Consider the following 25,794-nt stretch of genomic DNA (forward strand, 5'->3'; position numbering starts at 1 on the left):
TCCCTATCATGACTGGTTTTTCCATGGTTTCCGCTTCTGGAATAGTTAAGTGCAGCAAAGTGATGAAAAGAAATTTCATTTAAAGAACTTCTGGTTCAAAAAGGTTAATATCCTACATTTAAAAAAATAAACTACCTATTTAGGAGGAATATATATGTTTAAACACGCGATTGTAAGAAAGATTGGAAAAAGTTATGTAAATGGCTTAACAACATCGGATTTAGGAAACCCGGATTATGAAAAAGCTCTTATCCAACACGATGCTTATGTAGAAGCATTAAAACGCTGCGGTGTGAAAGTGACCGTTCTCGAACCGGATGAGAGATATCCTGATTCCACGTTTGTGGAAGATACAGCCGTGTTGACGCCAAAATGTGCCCTTGTAACCAATCCTGGTGCAGAAAGCCGGAATGGTGAGATTAATGAAATGAGAGAAGTTTTAAAGAACTTTTATGACACAATCGAATATATTCAATCTCCAGGTATGTTGGATGGCGGAGATGTAATGCAAGTTGAAGATCACTTCTATATTGGTCTTTCAACTAGAACAAATGAAACAGGTGCTCTTCAGTTTAAAGATATTATGGCTAAATATGGATATGATACGACGATCATTCCCCTTAAGAAGTTCTTTCATTTAAAAACGGGTGTCAATTACCTGGGAGACAATAATTTATTAGTGGCCGGGGAATTCATTAATCACGAAGCTTTTTCTGGCTTCAATCAAATAATCGTAAAACAGGAAGAGGAATATTCGGGTAACTGCGTAAGAATGAACGACTGCGTTATTGTCCCTAAAGGGTTTGAGGATACAAGGAAAAAAATTGAAGATTTGGGATACACTGTGATTGATGTGGAGGTGACTGAATTTCAAAAACAAGATGGCGGACTTAGTTGTCTCTCTTTGAGGTTCTAAGATAGTTTAGGAGAAGGATAGGCTAATAGATAAGATAAGGAAGTGATTATATGGGGCATGGACTGGAGAATAATGATCAGCTGCAGCGCTCAATGAAAAGACGCCATTTATTTATGCTTTCACTTGGCGGCGTAATCGGTACAGGCCTTTTTTTAAATGCAGGCTATACCATTAACCAAGCAGGGGCAGGAGGGGCTCTTGTCGGTTATCTAGCCGGCGGTCTTATTTTGTACATGGTAATGGTCTGCCTTGGCGAGCTGGCCGTTCATATGCCGGTTACAGGTTCATTCCAGAAATATGCTGCCGAATATATAGGGCCTTCCGCTGGTTTCTCTCTAGGATGGATGTATTTCGTAGGTTCAGCCGCCACTGCAGGAGTTGAGTTCACGGCTGCAGGAATATTGATGAAACAGTGGTTCCCCCATAGTCCTACCTGGATTTGGTGTGCTGTGTTCATAGTGCTTTTATTTACTTTGAATGCATTAACGACAAGAGGTTTTGCAGAGGCGGAATATTGGTTCGCTGGAATAAAAATCGTTGCAGTGATTTTGTTTATCTTGATTGGAATCGCTGGCATCTTTGGTTTTGTCTCTTTATCTGATCGTCCAACCCCATTCTTTGAGAATTTGGCTCCTTCTGGTCTATTTCCAGCAGGGGGGATTACCATTATCTTTGTGACAATGATGAATGTAATATTTTCTTATCAAGGCTCAGAACTAATAGGAATAGCGGCAGGGGAAAGTGAAAAACCCGAAGAGAATATCCCTAAAGCCATTCGAAACGTACTATTTAGAATCATTGTTTTCTACATTTCGTCCATCATCATCCTTTCCGCCATATTCCCTTCTTCGGAATTAGGCTTATTGGAAAGCCCTTTTGTAACTTTGATGAAGATAGCCGGGATTCCTTATGCAGCAGGTATCATGAATTTCATTATTTTGACAGCCATTCTTTCTGTGGGGAATTCATGTCTTTATGCATCCACAAGGTTGCTTTGGTCGATGGCTCATGACGGAATGGCACCCAAGGTGTTTGGTCTATTATCCAAGAGGAAAGTGCCATTGAATGCCCTTCTTTTTACAATCTGTTTTTCGCTTCTATCGCTATTGACTAGCTTCATTGCGGCCGATACAGTGTTCGTGATACTTATGTCCATAGCTGGTATTTCCGTCACGATTTCATGGATGGGAATCGCTTTATCGCAATATATGTTTAGAAGGAAATTTATAAAAGCGGGTGGTAAAACGGAAGATTTACAATACATAGTACCCTTTTACCCGTTTGTCCCGTTGTTTTGTTTAGGCTTTTGTTTGCTGATTCTAGTATTCCTTGCCTTTGATCCTACTCAACGAGTCGGGCTGTTTTATGGGATAGGATTTTTGATAGCCTGTATATTATTCTATAAATTTAAATTGGCTAAGAAAGTGGAGTCAAACACCAGCCTTGAAAATGAAAAAATATTGTAATTGAGTTGCACCGAAGGCTAGCCAGTTTTTACTGGTTGGCCTTTTTAAATCTTGTAAATGCGGTCGCTTGGATGATTATTCACTGAATCAAAAGGGAAATACTGACATTTTAATGAAAAAGAAGGAATACCTTACAATATAGGAAGGGAAAATTAACTTCTTTTACCGAGAGACCGAAAGAAAACAATAATATTAAAATGGGGGGAAGTAATGAAGTTCAATCATATAAATTTAACAGTTAATGATGTTACAGCATCAAGGGAGTTTTTAGAAAGATACTTTGGATTGTCATGTGCAGGAAGCAGGGGAGATGGGTTCGCTGCAATGAAAGATGATGATGGTTCCATATTGACTCTAATGAAAGGAAGCGATGTACAATACCCGAAGACTTTTCATGTTGGATTCATACAAGAAAATGAAGAGCAAGTTAACAGGATCAATCAACGGTTGAAGGATGATGGATTCATGGTGAAACCTCCACAACACCTACACAGATATACGTTCTATGTAGAAGCGCCTGGAGGATTTAACATAGAAGTACTATGTTAAAGAATTACTTGGAGTTAAATCGTAAAACTACTATAAAATAGGATAGTAGAAGAACAAGATATACTATTGCCTATAAGTGTGGCTCAATATGGAAAAACCAGTTAGATCCGAAAATGGGTGGCGTTAATGCCATTTTACCTCCTGTATAACATTCATGTTGTATATATGGTTTGATCATACCAAAAAAGCTGAATGCAAAAGCCTGTTCAAGAAGGCTCCTGTCATCAGCTTTTCTTTTTTTGCTTTATTCCCCAAACGTTTTGATCCTGCATGACTGCATCCTGAAATCAAACATGTATATTGAGTTGTTTACGGAGACGTTGCATTTCCGAATTGAAATAGGCTTTGCTGTAATCACAACCTACAATAGCAACGATATTGCCCTCATCATCAATAATAGGCGCAAAGCTTGTTTTCCACTCACCGTACCTGTCTTCATATATCGGAGTCACACCAGCCTTACCATTAAACGCCTGGTATGCGACATTAACCATTTCAGGGGGACCAATATATTCTTCCCCCGGTTCAATTACAAAGCCTTTGTCTGCAACGAGGTGAATCAGACGTCCATCCTCCGTCATGATAAATATAAAGACCCATTCAATTACGCCTTCCTTTTCTTGAATCATGGTAAGTTTTTGTTTCAATTTCTGGGAATAGGAAGTTTGCAGGTTCATATTTTTTTGCAGACTGATAACCTCTTCAGCTGGAATGATAGCTGCGGTTACAACGGCAATGGAACGAAGCCGTTGATTTATTTGTTCTTCTAAAATGGCCCGTTTATCCACTGGTGAAAAGCGTGCCTCCTCAATTTTATTACGTAATTTTTTATATTTCCTGCTCATCGTAGGCTGGCTGACTTCCAATACCTTCGCTGCTAGTTTTAATGATTTGTATTGTTCCATCGCCATATTGATGAGCTGTTCCTCCACAAGCTCGACTGCTTCCTGCATAGGCATCAGAAAATCGATAACAGGTATTGAAGTGGGTTTGGGCCCTTTAAAAGGAAGGACCTCTTTAACCAACGCAACATCTACTTCCGGCATTCCGCTAGTAATCACAAGCCTTTCAACTGTATTTTCAAGTTCGCGCACATTACCGGGCCATTGATAGATACATAGCAAGTCGATTGCATCCGGGGTGAATGCCACATTTCGATTGTATAGTGCATTGTACTTTTGTAGAAAAAACTGCACCAGGTGGGGGATTTCATCTACACGATTCCTAAGCGGCGGAAGATGGATAGGTACGACATGAAGGCGATAATATAAGTCTTCTCGAAATTCACCTTTTTTCACCATTTTTTCGAGCGATTTATTTGTTGCGGCAATCACCTGAATATCAACAGGGTGTGATGTCGTACTACCAATTGGTGTGACAACGCGTTCCTGAAGGACGCGAAGCAGTTTTACCTGTACGTTAAGCGGTAACTCGCCAACCTCATCCAAGAATAAGATACCTTTATGGGCGAGTGTGAATTTCCCTTTGGCGCCGTCTTTCCGTGCGCTGGTAAAAGCCCCTTCTACGTAGCCAAAAAGTTCGCTTTCAATCAGGTTTTCCGGGATTGCACCGCAATTGACAGGTATAAACGGACCGTCGCTTCTGTTACTCATATTATGTATGGCCCTGGCGGCCATTTCCTTTCCTACACCGGATTCCCCCAATAAAAGGACTGTTGCGCTAACATCGGAAACCATTTGCATTTTATGCAGAACATCAAGCATCGGTTTACTGCGGATCACAAATGGAAAAGATGGCTTCTTCGATTCCAACAATGGCCCCGATTGACCCCTTGATGTATCTGGATAAGAGTCTTTAATCTCTTTGTAGGCCCACACCCAGGCCCCAGTTTCAATCGGGTATGCCGTCATCAGCATTTCCGGACCCTGCCATGAGGATTGCATGGAAGATCTTTTTTCATTTTTGCCCATTATCTCTTCTGCCAAGCTTGTGGAAAACAAATCTTGTTCAACATCCTTGATGGAACCGCCGACATTAGCGGATTTGACTGTTTGGAATAAGGAGTTTCCTGTTCCGGTCGATTTCAGTATGGTGCCATTTTTATCTGTCACAATAAGCTGATCGTAAATAGACAAGAGTGCAGAGGTGAAGTGATCCATTTATGTCTACCTGCCTTTCATTTAACTTCCTAGCTTTTATATTACAGAAATTTCACAATTGTTCAATAGTTTCAAAAATGAATATTCTTCCTATTGGAAACCCAGTAAGCATGGTGTTTTCTGATTGGCATGTTTATTGCATTAAAGTAAAGAGAAGGGACTAGAAAGCATGATTGCAAAGGAGGGAGAAGCGATTTTGAATAAAGAGAATCAGTTCCAACAGAATATCAATTCTGAAGATCCCTTTATTAAAAATCTATATTCAGATTTGAATGAGCGGATCAATGCGTATGAGCAGGAAGATGCCGTGAAAATCGACAAAATGAAATGGAAGGATGCGACAGGTTCTATTTTTCTCATGATATTAATCATCTTTTACCTGGTCTATACACTTGTCTAAAGTAGTTTGTTTAGCTCACCCAAAACAATGACAGTCTTATTTCCAAGCGATACAATCATTATTTTATAGTTGGGAGAGAAGCGTGTGAGTAAAGAGAATGCCTCCATTTCAAAGGATGTGGCCTTTGGTTTTTTACCGGCAAGTAAAAGTGACCGGATTTTTAATCTTCGGGATTTAATTTTAGTTCAGGTTGTAATTGGCCTCTCATCTTTTGGGCTGTTAACTGGTGGATACACAGGTACAATGCTTGATGTGAAGCAGTCACTTGCAGCGATTTTATTCGGTAACGCCTTCCCTTTGCTGCTTATTGTTCCCATTACCCTTTATTTTGCGCGTTATGGCATAGATACTTTTGTAGGATTTCGAAGTTCACTAGGGTATCTAGGATCCAATATCTTTTTCTTTGTTTTTCTTATTTTAACTCTCGGCTACATTTCCATTGCGCTTTTCATGTCCGGCCAGGCGTTAGCAGAGGCTGCTAATTGGATGGGAATGCCCGCCATTTTCTCAAGCCAAGCAACTGGAGCGCCGTTTTTCTCGATTTTACTCTTCATCTGTGCATTTCTAGTAACGGTGAAGGGACCGATAGCGATTCAAAAATATACCGCAGTAGCCGTTCCGGTTTTTATGGTTCTCATGTTTGGTCTTCTCGCAATAGTCTTGTTTGGCCAGGGATTCACTAAAGTCGCTCATATACTTCCTTCCGAGCCATTTGAAACGAATTCTCGTTCATTCGCGACAGCCCTGGAATTAAATATCGGTCTCGGCTTCTCATGGCTGCCATACCTTGGCCAATACAGCCGTTTATCTAAAACAGAAGGAGGAGCATTTAAAGCAGGATTCTACAGCTATGGAATCATCGTTTGTATCGCAGCTTTAGTTGGGGCCATTGCTGCATTAGTCGCTGGTTCACTTAATCCTTCTGACTGGATGTTTTCCATCGCAGGAAGTTGGGGCGGCTTCATTGGCTTGATTTTACTTTCGGTTGGGAATGTCGGTGCAGCCATTTTCCTTATGTACTCACAAGCTGTCAGCTTTAAAACCGTATTCCCGAAAAAGTCATGGATGATTGCGATGGGTACAACCGTACCGACCATATTCTTACTTCTAAGCTCGACGTTCTACGATGCATTTGGTTCATTCATTGCTGTCATTTCCTTTATTATGGCTGTTCTTGGCGGAATTGTCGTTGCAGATTACTTTTTTGTAAAGCGACAACGCATTTCAATAAGGGATTTGTATGACACACAGGGCTCTTATACTTATTGGAAAGGCCTTAACCCGTCGGCAGTTCTAACGGTGGTCATTGGAACGATCGTTTACTGGGCACTTTATAATCCATTGACTTTTGAAGCAAGTGACTTTTTCCTTCATACAGCTGCCGGAATTCCAACATACTTTGTCGCTTTAGTCACCTACTATGTTTCATCGAAATACATTTTCCGTTTTGATGTTGACATGGAGCATCCATCCGTTGAATTAAAGGAAGTTAGATAGAAAAAACGCAATTTAAAGAATCTAGGGAACGAGAGGAGATTGTTCAATGTTTACACAAAGTTTAGATTTCAAAACAACTGATTTAGATACATTCCCATTTCCATTCTCTTCAGGTAACTATCGTTATTCAAACGATTTGAAAAGACTCTCAAACATTAACTGTATTGAAGTTACTCCAGAATACAGACTTCAAGTGGAAACGAAGCGTCGTCTCCTTCAAGAACAGCCGCATATAAGGTTTCAATCCTTTTCACATACAATGGAAATGCAATGGGAAGTATTGGAAATGCTCATCGACATGGCAACTGATCGCTATCCGGAGCATTTCGAGGTCATTAAAGATGGAGACAACTGGACTTTCAAGAACCACATTTTCGGGGAATCCGATTCATTCGTGTATGGCGATGCCAGCACGCTTCCATATGAGCCTCTAGATTATGTAGGGCGCCATTTCCACAATGATTTTGTTTTAATGGTTCATCGCGATAGTAATTTCTATTTGGAAGTGGGACAAGTTTCATACGCCGCACTCTTCTCAGCTAACTGGAATAAAGGCATGTCCTTTGATGAAATCCATGCTCCCGTTCCATTTGTATCGCGGAAAGGCGATGAACTGGCAGATCGCGTTCGTAAGTTTTTATTATCCATTGAGCCAGGAAAGCCATGGACACGCATCAACTGGAACCTGATGGCTGACCGTTGGGATGTCAACTATGAAACGATGGATGTCTGGGGACCGCAGCGTTCTGGGATAACACCGGAAAATGCAGGTAAACTTGTTCGTTTGCGTGTTGAAGAACAAAAATTTTATCGCATGCCACGAAGCAACGCCATTCTATTCGTATTGAATACGCAGTTCCTGCCACTGGAGGATTTGACATTGCGCCAGGAGTGGTTTGATCTGACATATAGCGTACTGCAGGATATTCCGGAACCTATGGCTGCATACAAAGGAATAGCCCCATTTCTTCCGCAATCGGTCGAATATTTGAGGCGTATTGATGAAAAACAAAAAATCGAAGATAAACAATAAGTAGGAGGATAGGGCCTTGTACAATAGTCCAGTATTGTTTGATAAATCAATTACGATCGTAAATCAATTTACTCCTCGGAATGAACGAAGAAAGTTTGTCGTCATTTCTGATCAAGCCGGATATGAAAAGGCGAAAAGTTTCACATCTGAGCTTGCAGGTACAGTGCATTTTGAATGTATTTCCATTAACGGAATGGAGGATAAAGAGGAGATTAAGAGATTCATCTTGTCACAAAAGATGGGCACCCAATTTTATATTGCGGCTGCATGGAACAATGCTGTTATGATCTTCTCGCTCGGGGTGGAAGCTGGTCTATCTGAAGCTGAGATCCAGACGGTGATTATCGGGCCTAAGCGGCGGTACGTATATTGCATGAAATGTTTTGAAGTGTCGGAAGTCGAAGAAGAAGCAGAGATTGCCGAATGTGGCCATTGCAGGGCAAGTCTTGAAATAGGACCTTTTTATTCCATAGTACGGGAAGGTTATATTGGTTACCCATTCATTCCAATCGGAAAAGAAGAAGTAGGGAGCTGATCATCATGCGGGTAGTAGGAAATATTCAAATGAAAGTAAACAAGATCATTCAAGAAACTCCATTCGTAAAACAGTTCGAATTGATTCCAATTGACGGAAACCCATTGCCTGCTTTTACAGGCGGTTCGCATTTGACCACATTCATGCCGGTCGGCGATACGATCATCGAAAGGGAATACTCCCTTATCAGCAACCCAAGGGACCGTAAAAAATATGCAATTTCCATTCGGCGTGATGAGGCGTCACGCGGAGGTTCCGCTTTCTGGCATGATCATGTACAGATAGATTCCAGGTTGGAAGTCAGTTTCCCTAAAAACAACTTCCCTCTCAGCTTTCGAGCAAAGCATCATGTTTTTTATGCAGCTGGAATCGGCATCACCCCATTTCTGGCAATGATGGAAGACATGGCTGCCGAAGGCCAAACCTTCGAACTCCATTATGCAGCGCGCACACCGGAATTATGTGCTTTTTATGATCTGTTGAAAGCCAAATACCCTGATCAATGCACCTTTTATTTTTCGCAGGCAGAAGACAAACGCAGAATGATGCCTGAGACGATGAAGGATCATCGCATTGGCACGCATGTATATTTTTGCGGACCAATCGAGATGGTTCAAGAGTATCGAAAAGCCGCAAGTTCCTATGGTTATCCGGAACATGCGATCCACTTCGAATTATTTGCGACAAAAAATGATGGGGCGCAAGATCCTTTCATTGTCGACCTTACAGACAGCGATCGTTCCATCCACGTTCATGAAGGTGAAACACTGCTTGACGCGCTATTAAGGGAAGGAATTGATGCACCTTATTCTTGTAAAGTGGGAGGGTGCGGAAGTTGTGAAGTAGATGTTGCAGAAGGTGAAGTGGATCACCGGGATTTCTTCCTTAGCGAACAAAATCGCCAATCACGTAAGTCAATCTTAACATGCTGCTCACGTGCGAAGGACGACAGACTTGTATTAAAACTTTAACGATTCCGTACAGGCTTACAAAAAAATAATGAAAACCGGAGGCAAAAAACATGACAATTTTAGAAACCGCAGTTTTAGAGCTTAAAAATTACATCGACGGTAATTGGAAGTCCTCATCTTCAAATGAAGTAATCCCGGTAATCAATCCTGCAACACAGGAAGTCATTGCAAGGGCTCCTCGTGCCACCAAGGAAGATACTGAAAAGGCAATCTCAGTTGCGAAAGCAGCTTTTGAAAGTGGAATCTGGTCAGGACTGACGGCACAGGAGCGAGCTTCCTACCTATATAAAATCGCTGATAAAATTGATGAACGTGCGGAAGAGTTAACGATTCTCGAAACAATGGATAACGGGAAACTTAAAGCAGAGGCAGGTTTCGATATTGCCGATGCCGCCGCGTGTTTCCGTTACTACGCTGGTTTGGTCCTTCATCCGGAAGGGGAAACTTATCAAGTTCCCGCTCCCGTGCAAGCGATGGTCGCTCGTGAGCCAGTAGGTGTAGCCGGTTTGATAGTACCTTGGAATTTCCCTCTTCTAATGAGTGTCTGGAAAATCGCACCGGCCCTTGCGGCGGGTAACACCATTGTATATAAACCGGCTGAAGTGACACCTGTAACAGCAATGAAATTATTTGAAATCCTAGAGGAAGTCGGCATCCCTAAAGGTGTGGCTAATATGGTAATGGGTCGCGGCACTGTTGTCGGTCAAACCATTGCAGAAAGCAAGGACGTTGACATTGTATCATTTACGGGAAGTACGGATGTTGGCCGCACTATCATGAAAGCGGCCGCGGGCAACTTAAAGAAAATTTCCCTTGAGCTTGGCGGTAAATCACCTAACATCGTTTTTGCCGATGCAGATATAGAGACAGCCATCGATTACGGATTATTTGGCATCTTCTTCGGTGCCGGCCAAGTATGTTCATCTGGTAGCCGCATCCTGGTTGAAGAAAGCATTTATGATGAATATGTAAAACGCTATGTGGAACGCGCGAATAAAATCAAAGTTGGACCTGGCCTTGCAGAAGACAGCAACATGGGGGCAATTGTCAGCGAAGCGCAAATGAATAGCATTTTAAATTATATTGAAATCGGCAAACAGGAAGGGGCGACACTTGCAGCAGGCGGTTACCGTCTTGTTGATGACGGCCTTGACAATGGATACTTCATTGCACCGACTGTCTTCACCGATGTAACACCTGACATGCGCATCGTACAAGAGGAAATCTTTGGTCCGGTCGTTGTCATTCAAAAGTTTAAAGATGAAGAAGAAGCTATTAAACTTGCAAATGATACAGACTACGGCCTTGCAGGCGGCGTCTTCACTAACGATGGTGCAAAAGGATTGCGTGTGATCAAGAAAGTGCGGGCGGGGATTACATGGGTGAATGATTATCATCCAACATATGTCGAGGCGCCATGGGGCGGTTACAAACAGAGCGGGATTGGACGCAGTTTAGGAAAATACGGATTGGATGAATACCAGGAAATTAAGCAAATCAACATTAATCTAGATGTAAAACCTGTAGGCTGGTTCCCAAATTAAGCATATGCTTGGAGATGAAGCAACTTACTTTCTTTAATCAAACCAAAAACCTAATCCAAATACGGATTAGGTTTTTGGTTTGTAACAAAAGGTGCGGAAATAAAAAATCCGACCCCCTTTATGTTAATCAATGGCCGCCTATGGTTCGCTTGCATTAGTTGGTCTCGCTGAAAAGAAATATGTAAAAAAAGCATTCTCATCATCTCAGGTCTTAATCCTTCTATTTTAAAAAGATTATAGTCTAAATAGTTCTGTCTGTTAAAACAAAGTTGATTGGAGAGGTAGGTACGAGACTCCTGCTTAGAAAAGCACGTCCAAGGGAGACCCACAGGCTCAAAAGCCCCGGACCGCCCGCAGAAAGCGAGCGCCTGGAGCGGAAATCAACGGACTAATTGTAAAAAAGCCATATGTGGAAAGAGGGTCGGAATACATATGAACACCTTCAACTCCTTAGATATGGTTTCTATCAAATAATGGAGAGGTGAGGATCCAAAGGACCTGGCTTTTTCGTACAACAAAAGGGGGATTTTTCCTTTGGTGATTGAAAATGGATTTGAGCATAAAAAACACCATTGGTATGATTAAAGTGTCATTCCGGTGCATATTTATCGCTTTTATCAGAAATAGCATATATGGATGGATTTGTTTTATCGGTTTAGCATTTATACATAGTATCATAAAGGGATCAGGTTAGGAGTGGATATTGATGACTAAGTTTTATTCGGATATGACAGTGGAGGAAGCAATATCATGTTTTCCCATAGGAAGCACAGAAGTGGAAGTTTTGGATGATTCAGAAGTTTTCATCGGATTTTTGACAATAGAGGCGTTATCTGCGGCAGTGCAGCAGAGTGATTTGACGAAGCCCATTTCCCATTTCATTACTGTGAATGCACCACTGCAAAATTTACGCAATTACTCCATACCTTATGAACAATTTCAAGCATTCTTTGAGAGTGATTTATGCAGGGTTGTATTTAATGCCCTGTATGATGGCGTATATATCACGGATGGTGCTGGAACGACATTATTTATCAATCAAGCTTATCAGCGTATTACCGGAATAAGAGAAGAGGAAATTATCGGAAAACCGATGAGCTATTTAATTGAACAGGGTATGATATCCGTTTCGGCTTCATTGGACTCTATCCTGACGAAGAATCAAGTTACTTTGACGCAAAGAATCCGAAATGGAAGAAAGATTATCGTATCGGCGACACCTATTCTATCGCCACAGAACGAAGTCATATTTGTCATAAATAGTGTAAGGGATATAACTGAATTAATCCGGATGAAGTACACGATCGACAGTCAAAAACTATCTTTCCAGCCTATTTCACAATTATTGCCTGGCTCGGAACAGGTCAATTTACAAGAAATAATCATTGGGCCTTCTACAACTCCCTTATTTAAACTGGCAGATAAAGTAGCTAAAACGGATGCGAAGATCTTGTTACAGGGGGAAACGGGAGTAGGGAAGAGTTTAATCGCCAAGTACATACATGCCAAAAGCTCCAGGAAGGAAAAAATTTTCCTTGAATTAAATTGCGGGGCGATCCCTGCGAGCTTGGTGGAATCTGAACTTTTTGGATATGAACCAGGGGCATTTACCGGATCCCTTAAGAATGGGAAAATGGGGATTTTCGAGAAAGTGAATGGTGGCACGTTATTTTTGGACGAAATTGGGGATTTACCTTTAGAGTTACAGGTAAAACTTTTGAAAGTGGTAGAAGAAAATAAGTTCATGAGAGTAGGTTCTACCGAAATGAAAGAGGTGGATGTCAGGTTGATTACAGCCACCCATCGGGATCTTGCCTCGCTCGTTCAAGAAGGGTCTTTCCGCGAAGATCTATATTACCGGCTTAATATCGTATCATTTGAAGTCCCGCCCTTACGCCAGCGAAAGGAAGAAACGATCCCGCTTTTAGAAATGTATTTGAAAAAATTCAATGAAAAATATAATGAAAAGAAAAAGATGACACCGGAATGCTATGAATGGCTGACGAACTATTCGTGGCCTGGTAATATACGTGAGCTCGCGAGCCTTGCAGAGCGACTGGTCGTCACGACTTATGACGATACGATTGATTTGCCTAATTTACCATCTTTCATCCAGCCGGTCATATCAAAAAAACCTACAAAACATTCATTGAAGGATGCCGTTTCCGAGCTGGAGCGATCCCTGATCCTGAATGCGATGAAAAAATATGGGACTACAAGGGCTGCGGCCATCTCGTTGGATATCAGTCAAAGCGCTTTAGTGCAAAAAATGAAAAAATTTCACATTCGATTAGAAAACGAATCGGATTAGTTTTTTTGATTTGATTTCTAATCGTAATTTCTATTGTTATCACGAAAAAAAGGCTATCCCCCTTATAAATTAAGCGTTTTCACTTTGGCATGATTCCTGCATTAGTAAATACATGAAAGGGGAGATGACCATGAATATTTCTATTTTTTCAATGGCTAACAAATTGGTGACAGGATCAGATTCTTTACAGCAGCTGACTGATGAGGTCACGCGATTAGGGATGAAGAATCCGTTGATAGTTACAGATAAAATTTTACTGGATGCCGGAGTAGTGCAAAAGGTTGAGGATTTACTTTCATCAGTATACGGTATTTTCTCGGATGTGAATCCTGAACCGGAAATTGAAATCGTTGAGCTATGTGTACGGTCTATCAGGGAGGGAAATCATGATGGATTGATTGCGGTAGGCGGGGGTAGTGCGATGGATATTGCGAAAGCCTCTTCCGTCATGGCTACAAATTCAGGTAGCATCGAGACATATTTCGGTACGAATTTGATTGAAGTTCCGGGTCTGCCTTTAATAGCCATACCGACGACGGCCGGTACCGGGTCAGAAGTGACGAATATTTCGATTTTATCGGACAAAAAAGAACAGGTGAAGAAGGGAATTGTTAGTTCATATCTTTTACCGGATGTAGCGATCGTATCGCCTGTCATGACGCTGACTTGCCCGCCAAGTGTGACGGCTGCGAGCGGAGTGGATGCACTTGTCCATGCGGTAGAGGCTTATATTTCCAAATTTGCTTCGCCCGTTACAGATGCTTTGGCAATTGGTGCCATGAAGTTAATCGCAAAAAATTTACCAAAGGCTTATGCTGCACCGGATAATCTGGAAGCACGTGAAGCCATGATCACGGGAAGCCTAATGGCAGGGTTAGCTTTTGGAAATGCAGGTGTTGGAGCTGTCCACGCCTTAGCTTATCCTCTTGGAGGCCGCTTCCATCTATCACATGGAGTCAGCAATTCATTATTACTGCCATTTGTCATGAAGTGGAATAAAATTGCATGTTTGGAAAGGTTCCGAGACATTGCTGAAGCACTTGGAGAGAAAGTCAATCATTTAAATGACGATGAGGCAGCGGATAAAGCTATAGAAGCGATGACCAGAATATGCCGTTACGTAGATATACCTGAGTCACTAAGAGAATTTGACATTCCTGAATCGGCTTTAAGTGAAATGGCTGCTGAGGCCATCAAACAAGTCCGTTTACTTCGCAATAATCCCCGTGCATTAAACGTTCGGGATATCGAAAAAATTTACCGTTCAGCCTATGGCTTTTAAGTGGAGGAAACAATATGAAATGGAAAAACCGTCGCTACGGAGATGAGACATCGTATATACCTGCGGGACCTTTTAAGATTAGATTTCCATTTGTCCATTATCGTTTCGAGTGGCCTGACTATGTTCAAGGGTTATTGATGTGTACAGTTGACCTTGGGGCGATTACACTGATTGCAGACCATCTGGGGATGCCTTTTGATGTAGCTCTGGCCGTCGTTGTCTTGAATGGATTATTATATTTAGCACATCATTTACTTGGGGACCCAGTTATACCAGGTTGGATTACACCTGCGGTTCCACTGCTTGTATTGTTCGTCGGGCAATTTCCGGAAGGACCTGATCGGGTCTATGCACTCGTTGCCTTTCAATTAACATTAGGTATTTTATCGATAGTGCTTGGAATGACCGGACTTGCCAGTAAGGTCGTACGATTAGTGCCGAATGCAATTAAATCAGGCATCATTTTAGGGGCAGGAATTGGTGCTGTCGTATCCATTTTCGAAGTGGGTGGAAAGTTCGATTTATTTCCATATACAATAAGCATTTGTATCGGATTTGCCTTTTACTTGCTTTTTTCGAAAAATTTCGGAAAGTTAAAAATGCGAAATAAAGTTTGGGTATTCATAGGCAATTTAGGGATATTGCCAGCAATCTTGCTTGCGGTCATTGTAGCCCCTATTTTTGGTGAAGCAAAATGGCCTGATATTCAATGGGGATTCAGCAGTCCCGACTTTGCTACGCTTTGGTCGGACTATACTGTGTTCGGTTTAGGTTTCCCTGCTTTGACCTTCTTTTTAAGTGCGATTCCAGCTGTTTTTGCCACTTATTTAGTTGTATTCGGGGATGTGCTGAAAACAAAAGCGTTGCTTTCTGAATCCGATGAGGTCAGGGAAGATGAAAAAGTGGACTATAATCCAAACAGAGCCCATTTAATTTTTGGCGGCCGAAATGTGATCATGAGTTTTATCGGACCTGATATAACGATGTGCGGTCCGTTGTGGGCAGCCATGCAGGTAGTGGTTGTGGAAAGGTTCAAGAATGGCAAGAAAGCCATGAATTCTTTCTTCGGCGGTGCTGGCTCGTTCCGTTGGGGTACGAATACAGGGTTATTCTTATTGCCGGTAGTCAGCTTGGTTGAACCAATTCTCGGTGTGGCCTTGGCCCTAACGCTTTTGGTTCAAGGATATGTTAGCGTACGCGTCGGTGTGATGCAGGCGAAGAGCCAACGCGACCTGGGAATTGCAGGGGTCGTTGCTGCCATCCTTGTAATAAAAGGTGCTGGAATGGCGTTTGCAGCGGGAATTTTATTATGTGTCCTTCTATATGGCAAGGACTTTTTCAAGGGCGAGAATGATAAGACTTTTACAGATCATGTAGAAGAAGAGGAGATTAAAGCAGGATGAAAAAAGTAGTGGAAAAATGGCCAATATATATAAAAGGAGAACCAGTTCAAACAGAGCGTCATTTTGTAGTGGAAAATCCAGCAACATTGGAGCCTGTGGGTTATGTTCCGGACGCTAACGAAAAAGAGGCAAAGGCTGCTGTGGATGCAGCTCAAGCTGCTTTTCTGACTTGGTCGAAAACCAGTACTTACCATAGGGCGGAATTACTTGAGAAGTGGTACACGATCATTGAGAACAGGCTGGATGAAATCGCAACGATCATGACACTGGAGCAAGGAAAGCCATTGGCCGAAGCAAAAGGTGAAATGAAGTATGCTTCAAGTTTCGTGAAATGGTTTGCTGAAGAGGCAAAGCGTAACTATGGGGAGATCATTCCAGCGTCTGTTGCTTCAAAACGTATTTTAGTGCAAAAGCAGGCAGTCGGTGTCGTCGCTGCCATTACCCCGTGGAACTTTCCTGCTGCCATGATCACGAGGAAAGTGGCGCCAGCCCTTGCTGCAGGATGTACCGTGGTCATCAAACCAGCGGAACAAACACCTTTGACCGCTTTGCTATTAGTTGAAAGTGCCCAGGAAGCAGGCATTCCGGCCGGTGTGATAAATATTGTGACAACACAAAAACCGGGAGATGTGTCAGACGTCTGGATGAATGATTCACGTGTTAAAAAAATCACATTTACTGGCTCCACTCCTGTAGGGAAACATTTAATGAAAAAGGCGGCAGAAACTGTAAAGAAAGTCTCGCTTGAACTCGGTGGATTGGCTCCGTTCATCATTGCTGAAGATGCGAATATCGAAGAAGCAGTAAACGGTTTGATTCAATCGAAATTCCGGAATGCGGGACAAACATGTATTTGTGCGAACCGAATATTCGTCCATGAGACAATTGAACAGCCGTTTTTACAAGCTTTTAAAGAAGCCATTTTAACTTTGAAGGTTGGAAATGGTATGGAAGGGACCGACCTTGGTCCATTGATAGATGGAGCCGCAGTTGAAAAAGTCCAACATCAATTAGAGGATGCTGCAAGTAAAGGGGCCATCATCTATAAAACCGCAAAAGTCGATGAAGAACAAGGCTATTTTATCGCACCAGCCATACTTTCCAATGTAACGGATGATATGCTGTGCATGCAGGAAGAAACGTTTGGGCCAATTGCACCGGTCAGTACATTCAAAACCGATCAAGAGGCGATTGATCGGGCCAATAACACGAATTTTGGCCTGGCAGCTTATGTGTATACAGAGTCATTAAATAAGGCAGTTACCTATTCGGATAATCTTGAATATGGAATCGTCGGTATTAATGACAGTGCCCCATCCACTGCCCAAGCACCATTTGGAGGCATGAAGGAAAGTGGTATAGGCAGGGAAGGGGGACACTACGGCATGGATGAATATTTAGAAGTGAAGTATGTCTCTATGCTGCTAGGCCAGTAAATAAATAGAATGGAATAGTCCACCCATGATTTTCAGGTATTCAAAAAGAGCAGAAGGCACATCAAATATTGATGTGCCTTCTGCTCTTTTCCAATGGTTAAAAAGCATACATACCTTCAATGGAAAATCCAATCGTGACGTTATTTTTTTCAAATAGCTGCTTTAGAATAAATAAACCAAGTGGGTGGTCCATTTACAGTTAAGTACGGGGGGCATCGCTATCATACTAGGTGATTGCCATAATAGTGAATTTATAACGGATCAAATGAAAAAACCCCCTAAGAAATCCAAGGAGGAAGGGAGGCTTTTATTAAACCTATTTTATCTTATGTTTATTTGCTAATCCGATGTAAAGGAGGGAAGGTCATGTTTCCAAGGATGACATTGAAGTCAGCCCCGGTAGCCTTGGGAACGTTACTTGTATTACCATGGAAGGTCTCATTTGCAAGTAATGCAAAGGCCACCGCTTCTTTCGCTTCGGAAGAGTATCCCAAATCTTCTTGAGTCAAGACTTGTATGGAATTTCCAAGCAGTGATTGAATCATATTTAATAACGTTTCGTTATAGCTTCCACCGCCGCCAATAATCACTTCTTCAATATTGGTTTTTGGAAAGATGAAATTTCGATAGTTCTCCACAATGGACTTTGCTGTAAACATCGTTACTGTTGCTAAAATATCTTGACTTGGAAGTGATTCAAACATCTTTAATAGTTTTACTACATATTCCTTGCCAAACAATTCCCTGCCAGTTGATTTTGGTGGACGGCTCATAATATAAGGATGACTGATGCAATAAGATAAAAGTTCTTCATTGACTTTTCCTTGTTTAGCTATGTTACCACCTTCGTCATAGCTTATATTGAACAATTGGCGGCATACTTCATCAATGATCATATTCCCAGGCCCTGTATCAAAAGCATACATGTCATCAAGAGATGCTTGCTTGGGTAAGACAGTAACATTCCCAATGCCCCCTATGTTTTGAAGTAATCTTCCCTTCCCTTCACTTCTATAAAGAATGTATTCGGTAAAAGGAACAAGAGGAGCTCCTTGTCCACCAGCTGCCATGTCCATCGTACGAAAATTTGAGATAACAAGTGTGTTTGTATCGTGAGCAATTACTGCGGCTTCCCCAATTTGCAAAGTGGAGGGTATATAATTTTGGTCCTTTAAAGGCTGATGGTAAATGGTTTGTCCATGGGATCCAATAAGATCCAGTTTATTAATGGGAAATCCAGCTTTATGACAAACTTCCTTTACCGCATTGGCAAATAATTTTCCTAATTTAAAATTCAAACTGCATATTAATTGAACATTGGATGTGTCTGCAGATAAAGACTGCATAATTTCTTTTTCAATATCTTTTGGAAAAGGGCATGTCATGAACTCAATCATTTCCATTTCAGTCACGAGTCCACAATTATTCACCTGAACAAGTGCGGCATCAATTCCATCCAGTGATGTTCCGGACATTAATCCAACTATGTACATCGTCATTCCACCTACTTCGATTCTTTTATATCCCAATTTAGCATCATATGAAACAGTAAATGGTACTAAGTTAAGACCATTTCTAACATATTGTTTAATATATAACTTATGTCCATTGTTAACTGACATGCTTCTTGAACCGTAAAGCTATTTCTTGAAGTTTATTTTACCTTTATATTAATCTGTTTAGTTTGTTTACTTTCATTGTGGGTTCGGTCTAAGGCAGTCACAACATATGTGTATGTCTTTCCTTTTTCTACACTGCCGTCAATATATAGTTGACGTTTATTTTCTTTATGCACTGTGGCAAGTAAGTTCGTTGAGTCTTCTATGTTTCCTTTTTTCTTCCCATCAAAACGATAAATGGCATAATAGGATGCATCTGATTGCTTGTGATCGTAAATTTCAAATTGTATTCCATCTCCTGCTTGTGTTGCCTTGCTCACCTTTGGAGCCTTTGGGGCATGATCATCGATCCAAGGCATGGCAGGAACCAATGCGGGATGCTTATAAATATCCTCACTTAAACGATCCGCAATCCCAAGGGGGTTTTTCCGTAAATCTTTGGCACTGAAATGCATGCTTCCATCAAATTCCTTATATGTTCGATTCAGTTTTAACTGGTTTGGCATTTCTTCGGGATTGAACCAGTTTTGGACACCATTGGACTCTGTATTAATTTTATAGTCTCCTTGTCCAATATAGAGTTGAACATTTTTACCTTCGACTTCTTTTGTCCACCAATCAAGAAGTTTGGCATAGTCAGCTACTGGCAATCCTATATTCCAATATAATTGAGGTGCAATATAATCAATGTATCCATTATTGATCCACGTCCTGGTATCCGCATATAAATCATCGTAATTCGTTTGTCCAGCGGCAGTGTCAGATCCTGTGGGATCAACTGCTTTGTTGCGCCAAACTCCAAATGGACTTATACCAAACTTCACATATGATTTTTCTGTCTTGATTTCTTCATTTATATTCTTAACAAGGTTATTTACATTATCCCTTCGCCAATCTTCCACATTTGTAAATCTATCTGCTCCATATTTTTGATAGGAAATTTCATCTGGGAAAGGTACTCCTGCAATCTTGTAAGGATAGAAATAATCGTCCATATGGACTGCATCAATATCATAATTCTTAACAACTTCCATTATTCCATCGATCACAAACCGTTGTACGCCAGGAATGCCTGGGTCAAAGTACAACTGTTGCCCATAAGGTATGACCCAATCAGGGTGCTTTCTAGCAGGATGAGATTCTGGAAGGTTATCAATATCCGATAATTCAGCTGTCTTACCTAAAGGCATAGTAATGCGATATGGATTAAACCATGCATGAAATTCCATATTACGATCATGTGCTGCTTCTACCATGAATGCAAGAGGGTCATACCCAGGATCTTTTCCTTGGATTCCTGTTAAATATTTTGACCAAAGACCGTATTCAGAAGGGTAAAAAGCATCTGCAGTTGGTTTGATTTGCATAACGACAGCATTCATCCCCATTGCTTTTTGTTCATCCAAATATTTTATGAATTCTTCTTTCTGTGCTGATATGGATAAACCTGGTTTGGACGGCCAGTCAATATTTAACACAGTTGCAATCCAAGTTGCGCGCAGTTCCTGTTTTACATAAGTAGTTTGCTGAGGGATCGTCCCCGTTTCTGCATGTGCAATCAAATCGGATGGAAGGAGAAGTGATCCTCCCACTAAAGCGGCTAGCGCCAGTGAACCAAATCTTGTCTTTGTAATTCTTTCATTCATCAATAGTAAAACCTCATTTCATTAAATAGTTATATTTAATTATTTGTAAGCGTTAACAAATAATGAATATATGAATTTGTTACATATGAATAGTGAGATATGATCTAAACAATAAAAAGAATCGGAGGTTTGGTTCATAAGATGGCTAGTCAGTTTACATTCCAATTTTAGTAGAAAGATAATAATCATTTAGCTATCTCCGTTTATTTTAAAATTAATTTTTAAAAATGTATACACAATATTGAAATTAATTTTTAATAATGATATATTTCTCTATAGTTAAAAAAAGTTTCACCACTTTCACCACTGAAATAAAAAAGGATGATATGTATGCTAGAGCATTTAACGACAGAGCGTCGTAATGAAAAGACCATGAGTTTGGATGAAATGGGAACACTTGAGTTTTTAGAGGTAATGAACGAAGAAGACATCAAAGTTGCCCATTGTGTAAAAAAAGAACTTCCGCAAATTTCTAAAGCCGTGGAGATGATCGTCGAAGCCATGAAAAAAAACGGCAGATTAATTTACATGGGTGCAGGAACAAGCGGGCGCATCGGATTATTGGATGCAGTAGAATGTCCCCCGACATTCAATACCGATCCTAGTGAAGTAGTGGGTCTTATAGCTGGTGGGGAGAAGGCTTTCATTAAGGCAGTGGAAGGTGCTGAAGACAGTTTTGAATTAGGTCCTGAAGATTTGAAGAAAATCGAATTAACAAACAGGGACGTCGTAGTGGGCATTGCAGCCAGTGGTCGCACTCCATATGTTATTGCTGGATTGGAATATGCCAATCAAGTTGGTGCAGGAACTGTGTCGATAAGCTGTAACAAAGGTTCTGAGATAGGTAAGATTGCAAAAGTTGCGATTGAAGTTGTAAACGGGCCTGAAGTCCTGACGGGTTCTACACGTTTAAAAGCTGGAACATCGCAAAAGTTAGTATGTAACATGCTTTCCACCGCTTCAATGGTTGGAGTTGGAAAAGTTTATGGAAATTTAATGGTAGATTTACAGTTAACTAATGAAAAGCTAGTTGAACGTGCAAAACGTATTATCATGGATGCTACTGACTGTAGCTATGAAATTGCAGGCGAATTTTTAGAAAAGGCACATGCCCAGCCTAAGATTGCAATTGTCATGATTTTAACGAATGTATCATATGAAGAAGCCTCAAATCGTTTAGTGAAGGCACAAGGATTCATAAGAAAAACGATTTAACGCTTTTTATAAAAAAAATAAAAAAATTGGAGGAAAAAAGAATGAAGGTATTATTCGTATGTTCAGGTGGAATGTCTAGTGCAATCGTTGTAAGCGCTTTAAAGAAGGAAGGGGAAAAACAGGGTGTAACCATAGAAGTATTGGCAGTCGGCACTCAAGAATTTGATGCGGAAGTACGAAATGGCTGGGATGTTGCAATGGTAGCTCCGCAAGTCAAACATCGTTTCGATGGCTTTAAGGCATCGGCAGATGAAGCGGGCGTCCCATGTGAAGCCATACCAGCCCAAGCTTACAGCCCTCTTGGCGGACCTAAACTACTAAAATTGGTAACGGAACTAGCAAAATAATAAACTAATTACTATTTCTTTTCACTAAACGTAAAAGGGGAAAACACGAATGGACAAGTTTGTAGCTTTTTTAGAAAATAATCTTTCAACACCTATGGCTAAATTGTCTGAGCAAAAACATTTACGCGCAATTCGGGATGGAGTGGTTTCTGCGTTACCTTTCATCATCTTTGGCAGTTTATTCTTGATCATCGCATTTCCGCCCGTTGCAGCAGATACTGCATTAGGTGAATGGTCTGCAAAACATATAGCTGAAATTTTAATACCATATCGATTAACGATGTTCATCATGACGCTATATATTACTTTTGGTATAGGCTACAGTTTATCTCAAAGCTATAAACTTGATCCGCTATCTGGAGGTTTACTATCATTAGCAGCCTTCTTGTTCACAATTGGTGTAAAGACGATGGATGATGTGGGATTTGTTCTGCCAATGACAAATCTAGGCGGCCATGGTCTTTTTGTAGGAATGATTGTATCCATTTTTGCTGTCGAAATTTTACGTCTTTGTAAGACAAAAAATATCACAATCAAAATGCCGGATTCTGTTCCAACTTCAGTGGCCCGTTCATTTGAAGCATTAATACCAGTTTCAATTGTACTGCTTGTTATGACTTTAATTACAGTCGTTTTTGCTGTTGATTTACACTCACTTGTCGATAAAGCGGTTGCACCACTCATCAGTGCAGGAGATACATTGCCAGGTGTATTAATTCCAGTATTTTTGATTACATTCTTTTGGTCATTTGGTATTCATGGCGTATCAGTCGTAGGTGCCGTAGCTCGTCCGGTTTGGGAAGTATACTTGGGGAATAACTCTGCTGCGGTTGCTGCTGGAAAGGCAATTCCCCACATCGCTCCTGAAACATTTTTCCAATGGTTTATTTGGATTGGCGGGTCTGGTGCAACATTGGGTTTAGTAATAGCCATGCTCTTAACGGCAAAGTCCACCTATAGTAAAGCAATGGGGAAAGCAACAATTGTACCAAGCATTTTTAACATCAATGAACCTGTCATCTTTGGGATGCCGATTGTACTCAACCCGGTACTGATTATTCCATTTATCATTACACCGCTAATTGGTGCAACACTTGCCTATATAGCAACGTCCATCGGACTGGTGAACCCGACTTATGTAATGGTTCCCTGGACACTGCCCGCTCCAATAGGTGCCTACCTTTCAACAGGCGGTGATTGGAGAGCCATTGTTCTAGTGGTGGTGAATTTAACCATTTCCGTTATTATTTATCTGCCATTCTTTAAGATGTACGATAAAAAGCTTTTAGCGCAGGAAAACATGGTAGAAACAACGGATCATAAAAATATCGCTTTATAAGGAATACCTAAAAGGGAGTTTGGGACTAAATGCTCCAAACTCCTTTTATGAATTGAGAGGGGGAAAGAACATGAATTCAACTTCCAGAATCCACTTTTTTAGTTACAAAAGTGCCTTTCTATTTTTTAGCTTCATTCTTGTTTTTAATTTTATCTTTAACAGATTAATGGATGCCTTTGAGATAAATGAACAATTATCACTATACATGGGAAATACCTTTGCCATAAGCGCAGGATTGACGATGGTTGTTTGTTTTGTTGAAGGTAAGTTTAAAAACAAGAAACAAGCAGCACTATTATTCTTGTCTTTATTAGCGGTAAGCGCATTGGTTTGTTATGCAATCATCTATAAATAAATGAAGAATTCAGATTAGCTTACAATGAGGTGTTAGGGGAATGGAAATGAAAAACGGGTTGAAGATTGCCACGATTGGTGGAGGCTCCAGTTATACACCAGAATTAATAGAAGGTTTTATTAAACGATATGAGGAGTTGCCTATTAGAGAACTGTGGTTAGTGGATATTGAGGCAGGAAAAGAAAAACTGGAGATTGTAGGAACATTAGCAAAGCGTATGGTTGAAAAAGCAGGACTTCCAATGGAAATACATCTAACGTTAGATCGCCGTCAAGCCTTGCAAAATGCCGATTTTGTCACAACGCAAATGAGAGTGGGTTTACTTGATGCACGAATCAAGGACGAGCGGATCCCATTGGAATTAGGCTTAATTGGTCAAGAAACAAATGGCGCAGGAGGATTGTCCAAAGCATTACGAACTATCCCCATTCTTCTGGAAATTGCAGAAGAAATGCAGGAGCTCTGCCCGGATGCATGGTTAATTAATTTCACAAATCCAGCTGGGATGGTAACGGAAGCCCTTCTCCGCTACAGCAAGCATAAAAAAGTCATTGGGGTATGTAATGTTCCATTTAATATGCATATGTCTATTTCCAACATGCTTGGTGTTGATATGAAGAGAGTGCACATGGATTTCGCCGGGTTAAACCATATGGTATTCGGGATGCATGTGTTCGTTGATGATCAAGAAGTCACGGATAAAGTGCTTGAAATGCTTGGCAATCCTGAAATTCAACTGACGATGAAGAATATTGCCCCATTGGCTTGGAACAGAAGATTTTTGAAATCATTAGGAGTGGTGCCTTGCCCGTACCATCGTTATTATTACAAAACAAAAACGATTTTAGAAGAAGAGTTGGAAGCATTCAAATCTGGGGAAACTCGAGCAGAAGTTGTGAAAAAACTGGAAGAAGGTTTGTTTGACCTATACAAGGATGAAACCCTTGACATCAAGCCTCCACAATTAGAGCAACGTGGTGGAGCTTACTATAGTGATGCAGCGTGTAACGTCATTTCTTCCATTTATAATGATAAAAAAGACATACAAGTGCTAAATGTACAAAACAAAGGATCGCTTACGGATATAGATTATGATTCAGCAGTCGAAGTAAGTTGTATCGTCACCAAAAATGGACCAATTCCTTTGTCTATGGGGAAATTACCCATACAAGTACTTGGCTTAATTCAACAAATCAAATCATTTGAAAGAATTGGTGCTGAGGCAGCCGTTACAGGTTCTTATGATAAAGCGTTATTAGCTTTAACGATTAACCCGCTTATTCCAAGTGATGACTTGGCGGAAATTGTTTTACAAAAACTTTTAAAAGCGCATCAAGAATATTTACCACGATTTTTCAGTGAAAATGCTATACCGAACATCAAGTGAATGGTGTTTTAAACAGTAAATTTGGATTACAGTATTCCAATGAACCTTCAAAATCTAACATAAAATAGGAGTGTAATGATATGTCAACTGAAATGAACAATAACGAAATGGAAATTTTTGAAATAATATCACATAGTGGAAATGCGAGAGGTTTAGCATTCGACGCACTGAAAGAAGCGGAAGAATTCAATTTTGAAAAGGCAGAGGATCTAATTAAACAGGGTCAGGAGGAATTGAACTTGGCCCATAAAACACAAACCAAACTGATTCAAGAAGAATTGAATGGAGTTCCAAGTGAGAAAACATTATTAATGATTCATGCTCAGGATCATTTGATGACGGCAATGAGTGAACAAAAGCTAATTGAACATATGATTCGCATTGTAAAAAAGCTAGCTCCACAACAGTAAAGAGGTGATTTAA

22 protein-coding genes are annotated in these 25,794 nt (G+C 40.8%); 19 read left to right on the forward strand and 3 right to left on the reverse strand.

What is annotated here, in order from left to right; genetic code table 11:
- The first annotated feature begins 154 nt into the window (after positions 1-154).
- From N0M92_RS21105 to N0M92_RS21115, 3 genes are all read left to right on the forward strand, one after another.
- Positions 155-916, forward strand: coding sequence for a dimethylarginine dimethylaminohydrolase family protein (locus N0M92_RS21105; protein WP_260287669.1), 762 nt, complete (start codon positions 155-157; stop codon positions 914-916).
- Positions 917-966: 50 nt separating this feature from the next.
- Complete coding sequence (locus N0M92_RS21110; protein ID WP_260287670.1) at positions 967-2,382, forward strand: amino acid permease; 1,416 nt, start codon at positions 967-969, stop codon at positions 2,380-2,382.
- Positions 2,383-2,592: 210 nt separating this feature from the next.
- The gene (locus N0M92_RS21115) at positions 2,593-2,931 is read left to right on the forward strand and encodes a VOC family protein (RefSeq protein WP_260287671.1); all 339 of its coding nucleotides are present in this window, start codon (positions 2,593-2,595) and stop codon (positions 2,929-2,931) included.
- 287 nt (positions 2,932-3,218) lie between these two features.
- Here the strand turns inward: N0M92_RS21115 and N0M92_RS21120 are convergent, their stop codons facing one another.
- Positions 3,219-5,051: a sigma-54 interaction domain-containing protein gene (locus tag N0M92_RS21120; RefSeq protein ID WP_260287672.1), complete on the reverse strand. Its 1,833-nt coding sequence runs from the start codon at positions 5,049-5,051 to the stop codon at positions 3,219-3,221.
- A gap of 169 nt (positions 5,052-5,220) precedes the next feature.
- Here N0M92_RS21120 and N0M92_RS21125 point away from each other — a divergent pair, with 169 nt between their 5' ends.
- From N0M92_RS21125 to N0M92_RS21170, 10 genes are all read left to right on the forward strand, one after another.
- Positions 5,221-5,451, forward strand: coding sequence for a hypothetical protein (locus tag N0M92_RS21125; protein ID WP_260287673.1), 231 nt, complete (start codon positions 5,221-5,223; stop codon positions 5,449-5,451).
- 84 nt (positions 5,452-5,535) lie between these two features.
- A complete protein-coding gene (locus N0M92_RS21130) occupies positions 5,536-6,948 on the forward strand; it encodes a purine-cytosine permease family protein (protein WP_260287674.1) in 1,413 nt (470 codons plus the stop codon).
- A 46-nt stretch (positions 6,949-6,994) separates the two neighbouring features.
- On the forward strand, positions 6,995-7,981 hold the full coding sequence (locus tag N0M92_RS21135) for a heme-dependent oxidative N-demethylase family protein (protein ID WP_260287675.1): 987 nt from the start codon (positions 6,995-6,997) through the stop codon (positions 7,979-7,981).
- A 16-nt stretch (positions 7,982-7,997) separates the two neighbouring features.
- Positions 7,998-8,516, forward strand: a complete 519-nt coding sequence (locus tag N0M92_RS21140; protein WP_260287676.1) for a hypothetical protein — start codon at positions 7,998-8,000, stop codon at positions 8,514-8,516.
- A 5-nt stretch (positions 8,517-8,521) separates the two neighbouring features.
- Complete coding sequence (locus N0M92_RS21145; protein WP_260287677.1) at positions 8,522-9,487, forward strand: PDR/VanB family oxidoreductase; 966 nt, start codon at positions 8,522-8,524, stop codon at positions 9,485-9,487.
- 50 nt (positions 9,488-9,537) lie between these two features.
- Complete coding sequence (locus tag N0M92_RS21150) at positions 9,538-11,031, forward strand: aldehyde dehydrogenase family protein (RefSeq protein WP_260287678.1); 1,494 nt, start codon at positions 9,538-9,540, stop codon at positions 11,029-11,031.
- Positions 11,032-11,737: 706 nt separating this feature from the next.
- Positions 11,738-13,342 carry a sigma-54 interaction domain-containing protein gene (locus N0M92_RS21155; RefSeq protein WP_260287679.1) on the forward strand — a complete coding sequence of 535 codons (1,605 nt, stop codon included), beginning with the start codon at positions 11,738-11,740 and terminating at the stop codon, positions 13,340-13,342.
- A gap of 130 nt (positions 13,343-13,472) precedes the next feature.
- Positions 13,473-14,624, forward strand: coding sequence for an iron-containing alcohol dehydrogenase (locus N0M92_RS21160; protein WP_260287680.1), 1,152 nt, complete (start codon positions 13,473-13,475; stop codon positions 14,622-14,624).
- A gap of 14 nt (positions 14,625-14,638) precedes the next feature.
- On the forward strand, positions 14,639-16,027 hold the full coding sequence (locus tag N0M92_RS21165) for a hypothetical protein (RefSeq protein WP_260287681.1): 1,389 nt from the start codon (positions 14,639-14,641) through the stop codon (positions 16,025-16,027).
- Positions 16,024-17,463 carry an NAD-dependent succinate-semialdehyde dehydrogenase gene (locus N0M92_RS21170; protein ID WP_260287682.1) on the forward strand — a complete coding sequence of 480 codons (1,440 nt, stop codon included), beginning with the start codon at positions 16,024-16,026 and terminating at the stop codon, positions 17,461-17,463. Before N0M92_RS21165 ends, N0M92_RS21170 begins: the two co-directional genes overlap by 4 nt.
- Before the next feature lie 332 nt (positions 17,464-17,795).
- Here N0M92_RS21170 and anmK read toward each other — a convergent pair whose 3' ends face one another.
- Together anmK and N0M92_RS21180 are read right to left on the reverse strand one after the other, a co-directional pair.
- Complete coding sequence (anmK, locus tag N0M92_RS21175) at positions 17,796-18,956, reverse strand: anhydro-N-acetylmuramic acid kinase AnmK (RefSeq protein ID WP_260287683.1); 1,161 nt, start codon at positions 18,954-18,956, stop codon at positions 17,796-17,798.
- Between the two features lie 161 nt (positions 18,957-19,117).
- A complete protein-coding gene (locus N0M92_RS21180) occupies positions 19,118-20,728 on the reverse strand; it encodes a glycoside hydrolase family 10 protein (protein ID WP_260287714.1) in 1,611 nt (536 codons plus the stop codon).
- Between the two features lie 330 nt (positions 20,729-21,058).
- Here N0M92_RS21180 and murQ point away from each other — a divergent pair, with 330 nt between their 5' ends.
- From murQ to N0M92_RS21210, 6 genes are all read left to right on the forward strand, one after another.
- The gene (gene murQ / locus N0M92_RS21185; RefSeq protein ID WP_192205235.1) at positions 21,059-21,943 is read left to right on the forward strand and encodes an N-acetylmuramic acid 6-phosphate etherase; all 885 of its coding nucleotides are present in this window, start codon (positions 21,059-21,061) and stop codon (positions 21,941-21,943) included.
- Positions 21,944-21,984: 41 nt separating this feature from the next.
- On the forward strand, positions 21,985-22,290 hold the full coding sequence (locus tag N0M92_RS21190) for a PTS sugar transporter subunit IIB (protein WP_061463755.1): 306 nt from the start codon (positions 21,985-21,987) through the stop codon (positions 22,288-22,290).
- A 49-nt stretch (positions 22,291-22,339) separates the two neighbouring features.
- Positions 22,340-23,629, forward strand: coding sequence for a PTS sugar transporter subunit IIC (locus N0M92_RS21195; RefSeq protein ID WP_260287685.1), 1,290 nt, complete (start codon positions 22,340-22,342; stop codon positions 23,627-23,629).
- Positions 23,630-23,699: 70 nt separating this feature from the next.
- On the forward strand, positions 23,700-23,984 hold the full coding sequence (locus N0M92_RS21200; RefSeq protein WP_192205233.1) for a hypothetical protein: 285 nt from the start codon (positions 23,700-23,702) through the stop codon (positions 23,982-23,984).
- Between the two features lie 40 nt (positions 23,985-24,024).
- Positions 24,025-25,371, forward strand: a complete 1,347-nt coding sequence (locus N0M92_RS21205) for a 6-phospho-beta-glucosidase (RefSeq protein WP_311202589.1) — start codon at positions 24,025-24,027, stop codon at positions 25,369-25,371.
- Positions 25,372-25,451: 80 nt separating this feature from the next.
- A complete protein-coding gene (locus tag N0M92_RS21210; RefSeq protein WP_260287686.1) occupies positions 25,452-25,781 on the forward strand; it encodes a PTS lactose/cellobiose transporter subunit IIA in 330 nt (109 codons plus the stop codon).
- Positions 25,782-25,794 lie beyond the last annotated feature (13 nt).

This window comes from Peribacillus aracenensis (genome assembly GCF_025175645.1).
Taxonomy (GTDB): domain Bacteria; phylum Bacillota; class Bacilli; order Bacillales; family DSM-1321; genus Peribacillus; species Peribacillus aracenensis.

Coding starts and splice junctions, on each gene's coding strand:
- N0M92_RS21165 (WP_260287681.1), top strand. CDS start 14,639: ATGAAATGGAAAAACCGTCGCTACGGAGATGAGACATCGTATATACCT.
- N0M92_RS21120 (WP_260287672.1), bottom strand. CDS start 5,051: ATGGATCACTTCACCTCTGCACTCTTGTCTATTTACGATCAGCTTATT.
- N0M92_RS21200 (WP_192205233.1), top strand. CDS start 23,700: ATGAATTCAACTTCCAGAATCCACTTTTTTAGTTACAAAAGTGCCTTT.
- N0M92_RS21170 (WP_260287682.1), top strand. CDS start 16,024: ATGAAAAAAGTAGTGGAAAAATGGCCAATATATATAAAAGGAGAACCA.
- N0M92_RS21110 (WP_260287670.1), top strand. CDS start 967: ATGGGGCATGGACTGGAGAATAATGATCAGCTGCAGCGCTCAATGAAA.
- N0M92_RS21105 (WP_260287669.1), top strand. CDS start 155: ATGTTTAAACACGCGATTGTAAGAAAGATTGGAAAAAGTTATGTAAAT.
- N0M92_RS21195 (WP_260287685.1), top strand. CDS start 22,340: ATGGACAAGTTTGTAGCTTTTTTAGAAAATAATCTTTCAACACCTATG.
- N0M92_RS21115 (WP_260287671.1), top strand. CDS start 2,593: ATGAAGTTCAATCATATAAATTTAACAGTTAATGATGTTACAGCATCA.
- N0M92_RS21155 (WP_260287679.1), top strand. CDS start 11,738: ATGACTAAGTTTTATTCGGATATGACAGTGGAGGAAGCAATATCATGT.
- N0M92_RS21210 (WP_260287686.1), top strand. CDS start 25,452: ATGTCAACTGAAATGAACAATAACGAAATGGAAATTTTTGAAATAATA.
- N0M92_RS21180 (WP_260287714.1), bottom strand. CDS start 20,728: ATGAATGAAAGAATTACAAAGACAAGATTTGGTTCACTGGCGCTAGCC.
- N0M92_RS21145 (WP_260287677.1), top strand. CDS start 8,522: ATGCGGGTAGTAGGAAATATTCAAATGAAAGTAAACAAGATCATTCAA.
- murQ (WP_192205235.1), top strand. CDS start 21,059: ATGCTAGAGCATTTAACGACAGAGCGTCGTAATGAAAAGACCATGAGT.
- N0M92_RS21205 (WP_311202589.1), top strand. CDS start 24,025: ATGGAAATGAAAAACGGGTTGAAGATTGCCACGATTGGTGGAGGCTCC.
- anmK (WP_260287683.1), bottom strand. CDS start 18,956: ATGTACATAGTTGGATTAATGTCCGGAACATCACTGGATGGAATTGAT.
- N0M92_RS21125 (WP_260287673.1), top strand. CDS start 5,221: ATGATTGCAAAGGAGGGAGAAGCGATTTTGAATAAAGAGAATCAGTTC.
- N0M92_RS21190 (WP_061463755.1), top strand. CDS start 21,985: ATGAAGGTATTATTCGTATGTTCAGGTGGAATGTCTAGTGCAATCGTT.
- N0M92_RS21135 (WP_260287675.1), top strand. CDS start 6,995: ATGTTTACACAAAGTTTAGATTTCAAAACAACTGATTTAGATACATTC.
- N0M92_RS21160 (WP_260287680.1), top strand. CDS start 13,473: ATGAATATTTCTATTTTTTCAATGGCTAACAAATTGGTGACAGGATCA.
- N0M92_RS21150 (WP_260287678.1), top strand. CDS start 9,538: ATGACAATTTTAGAAACCGCAGTTTTAGAGCTTAAAAATTACATCGAC.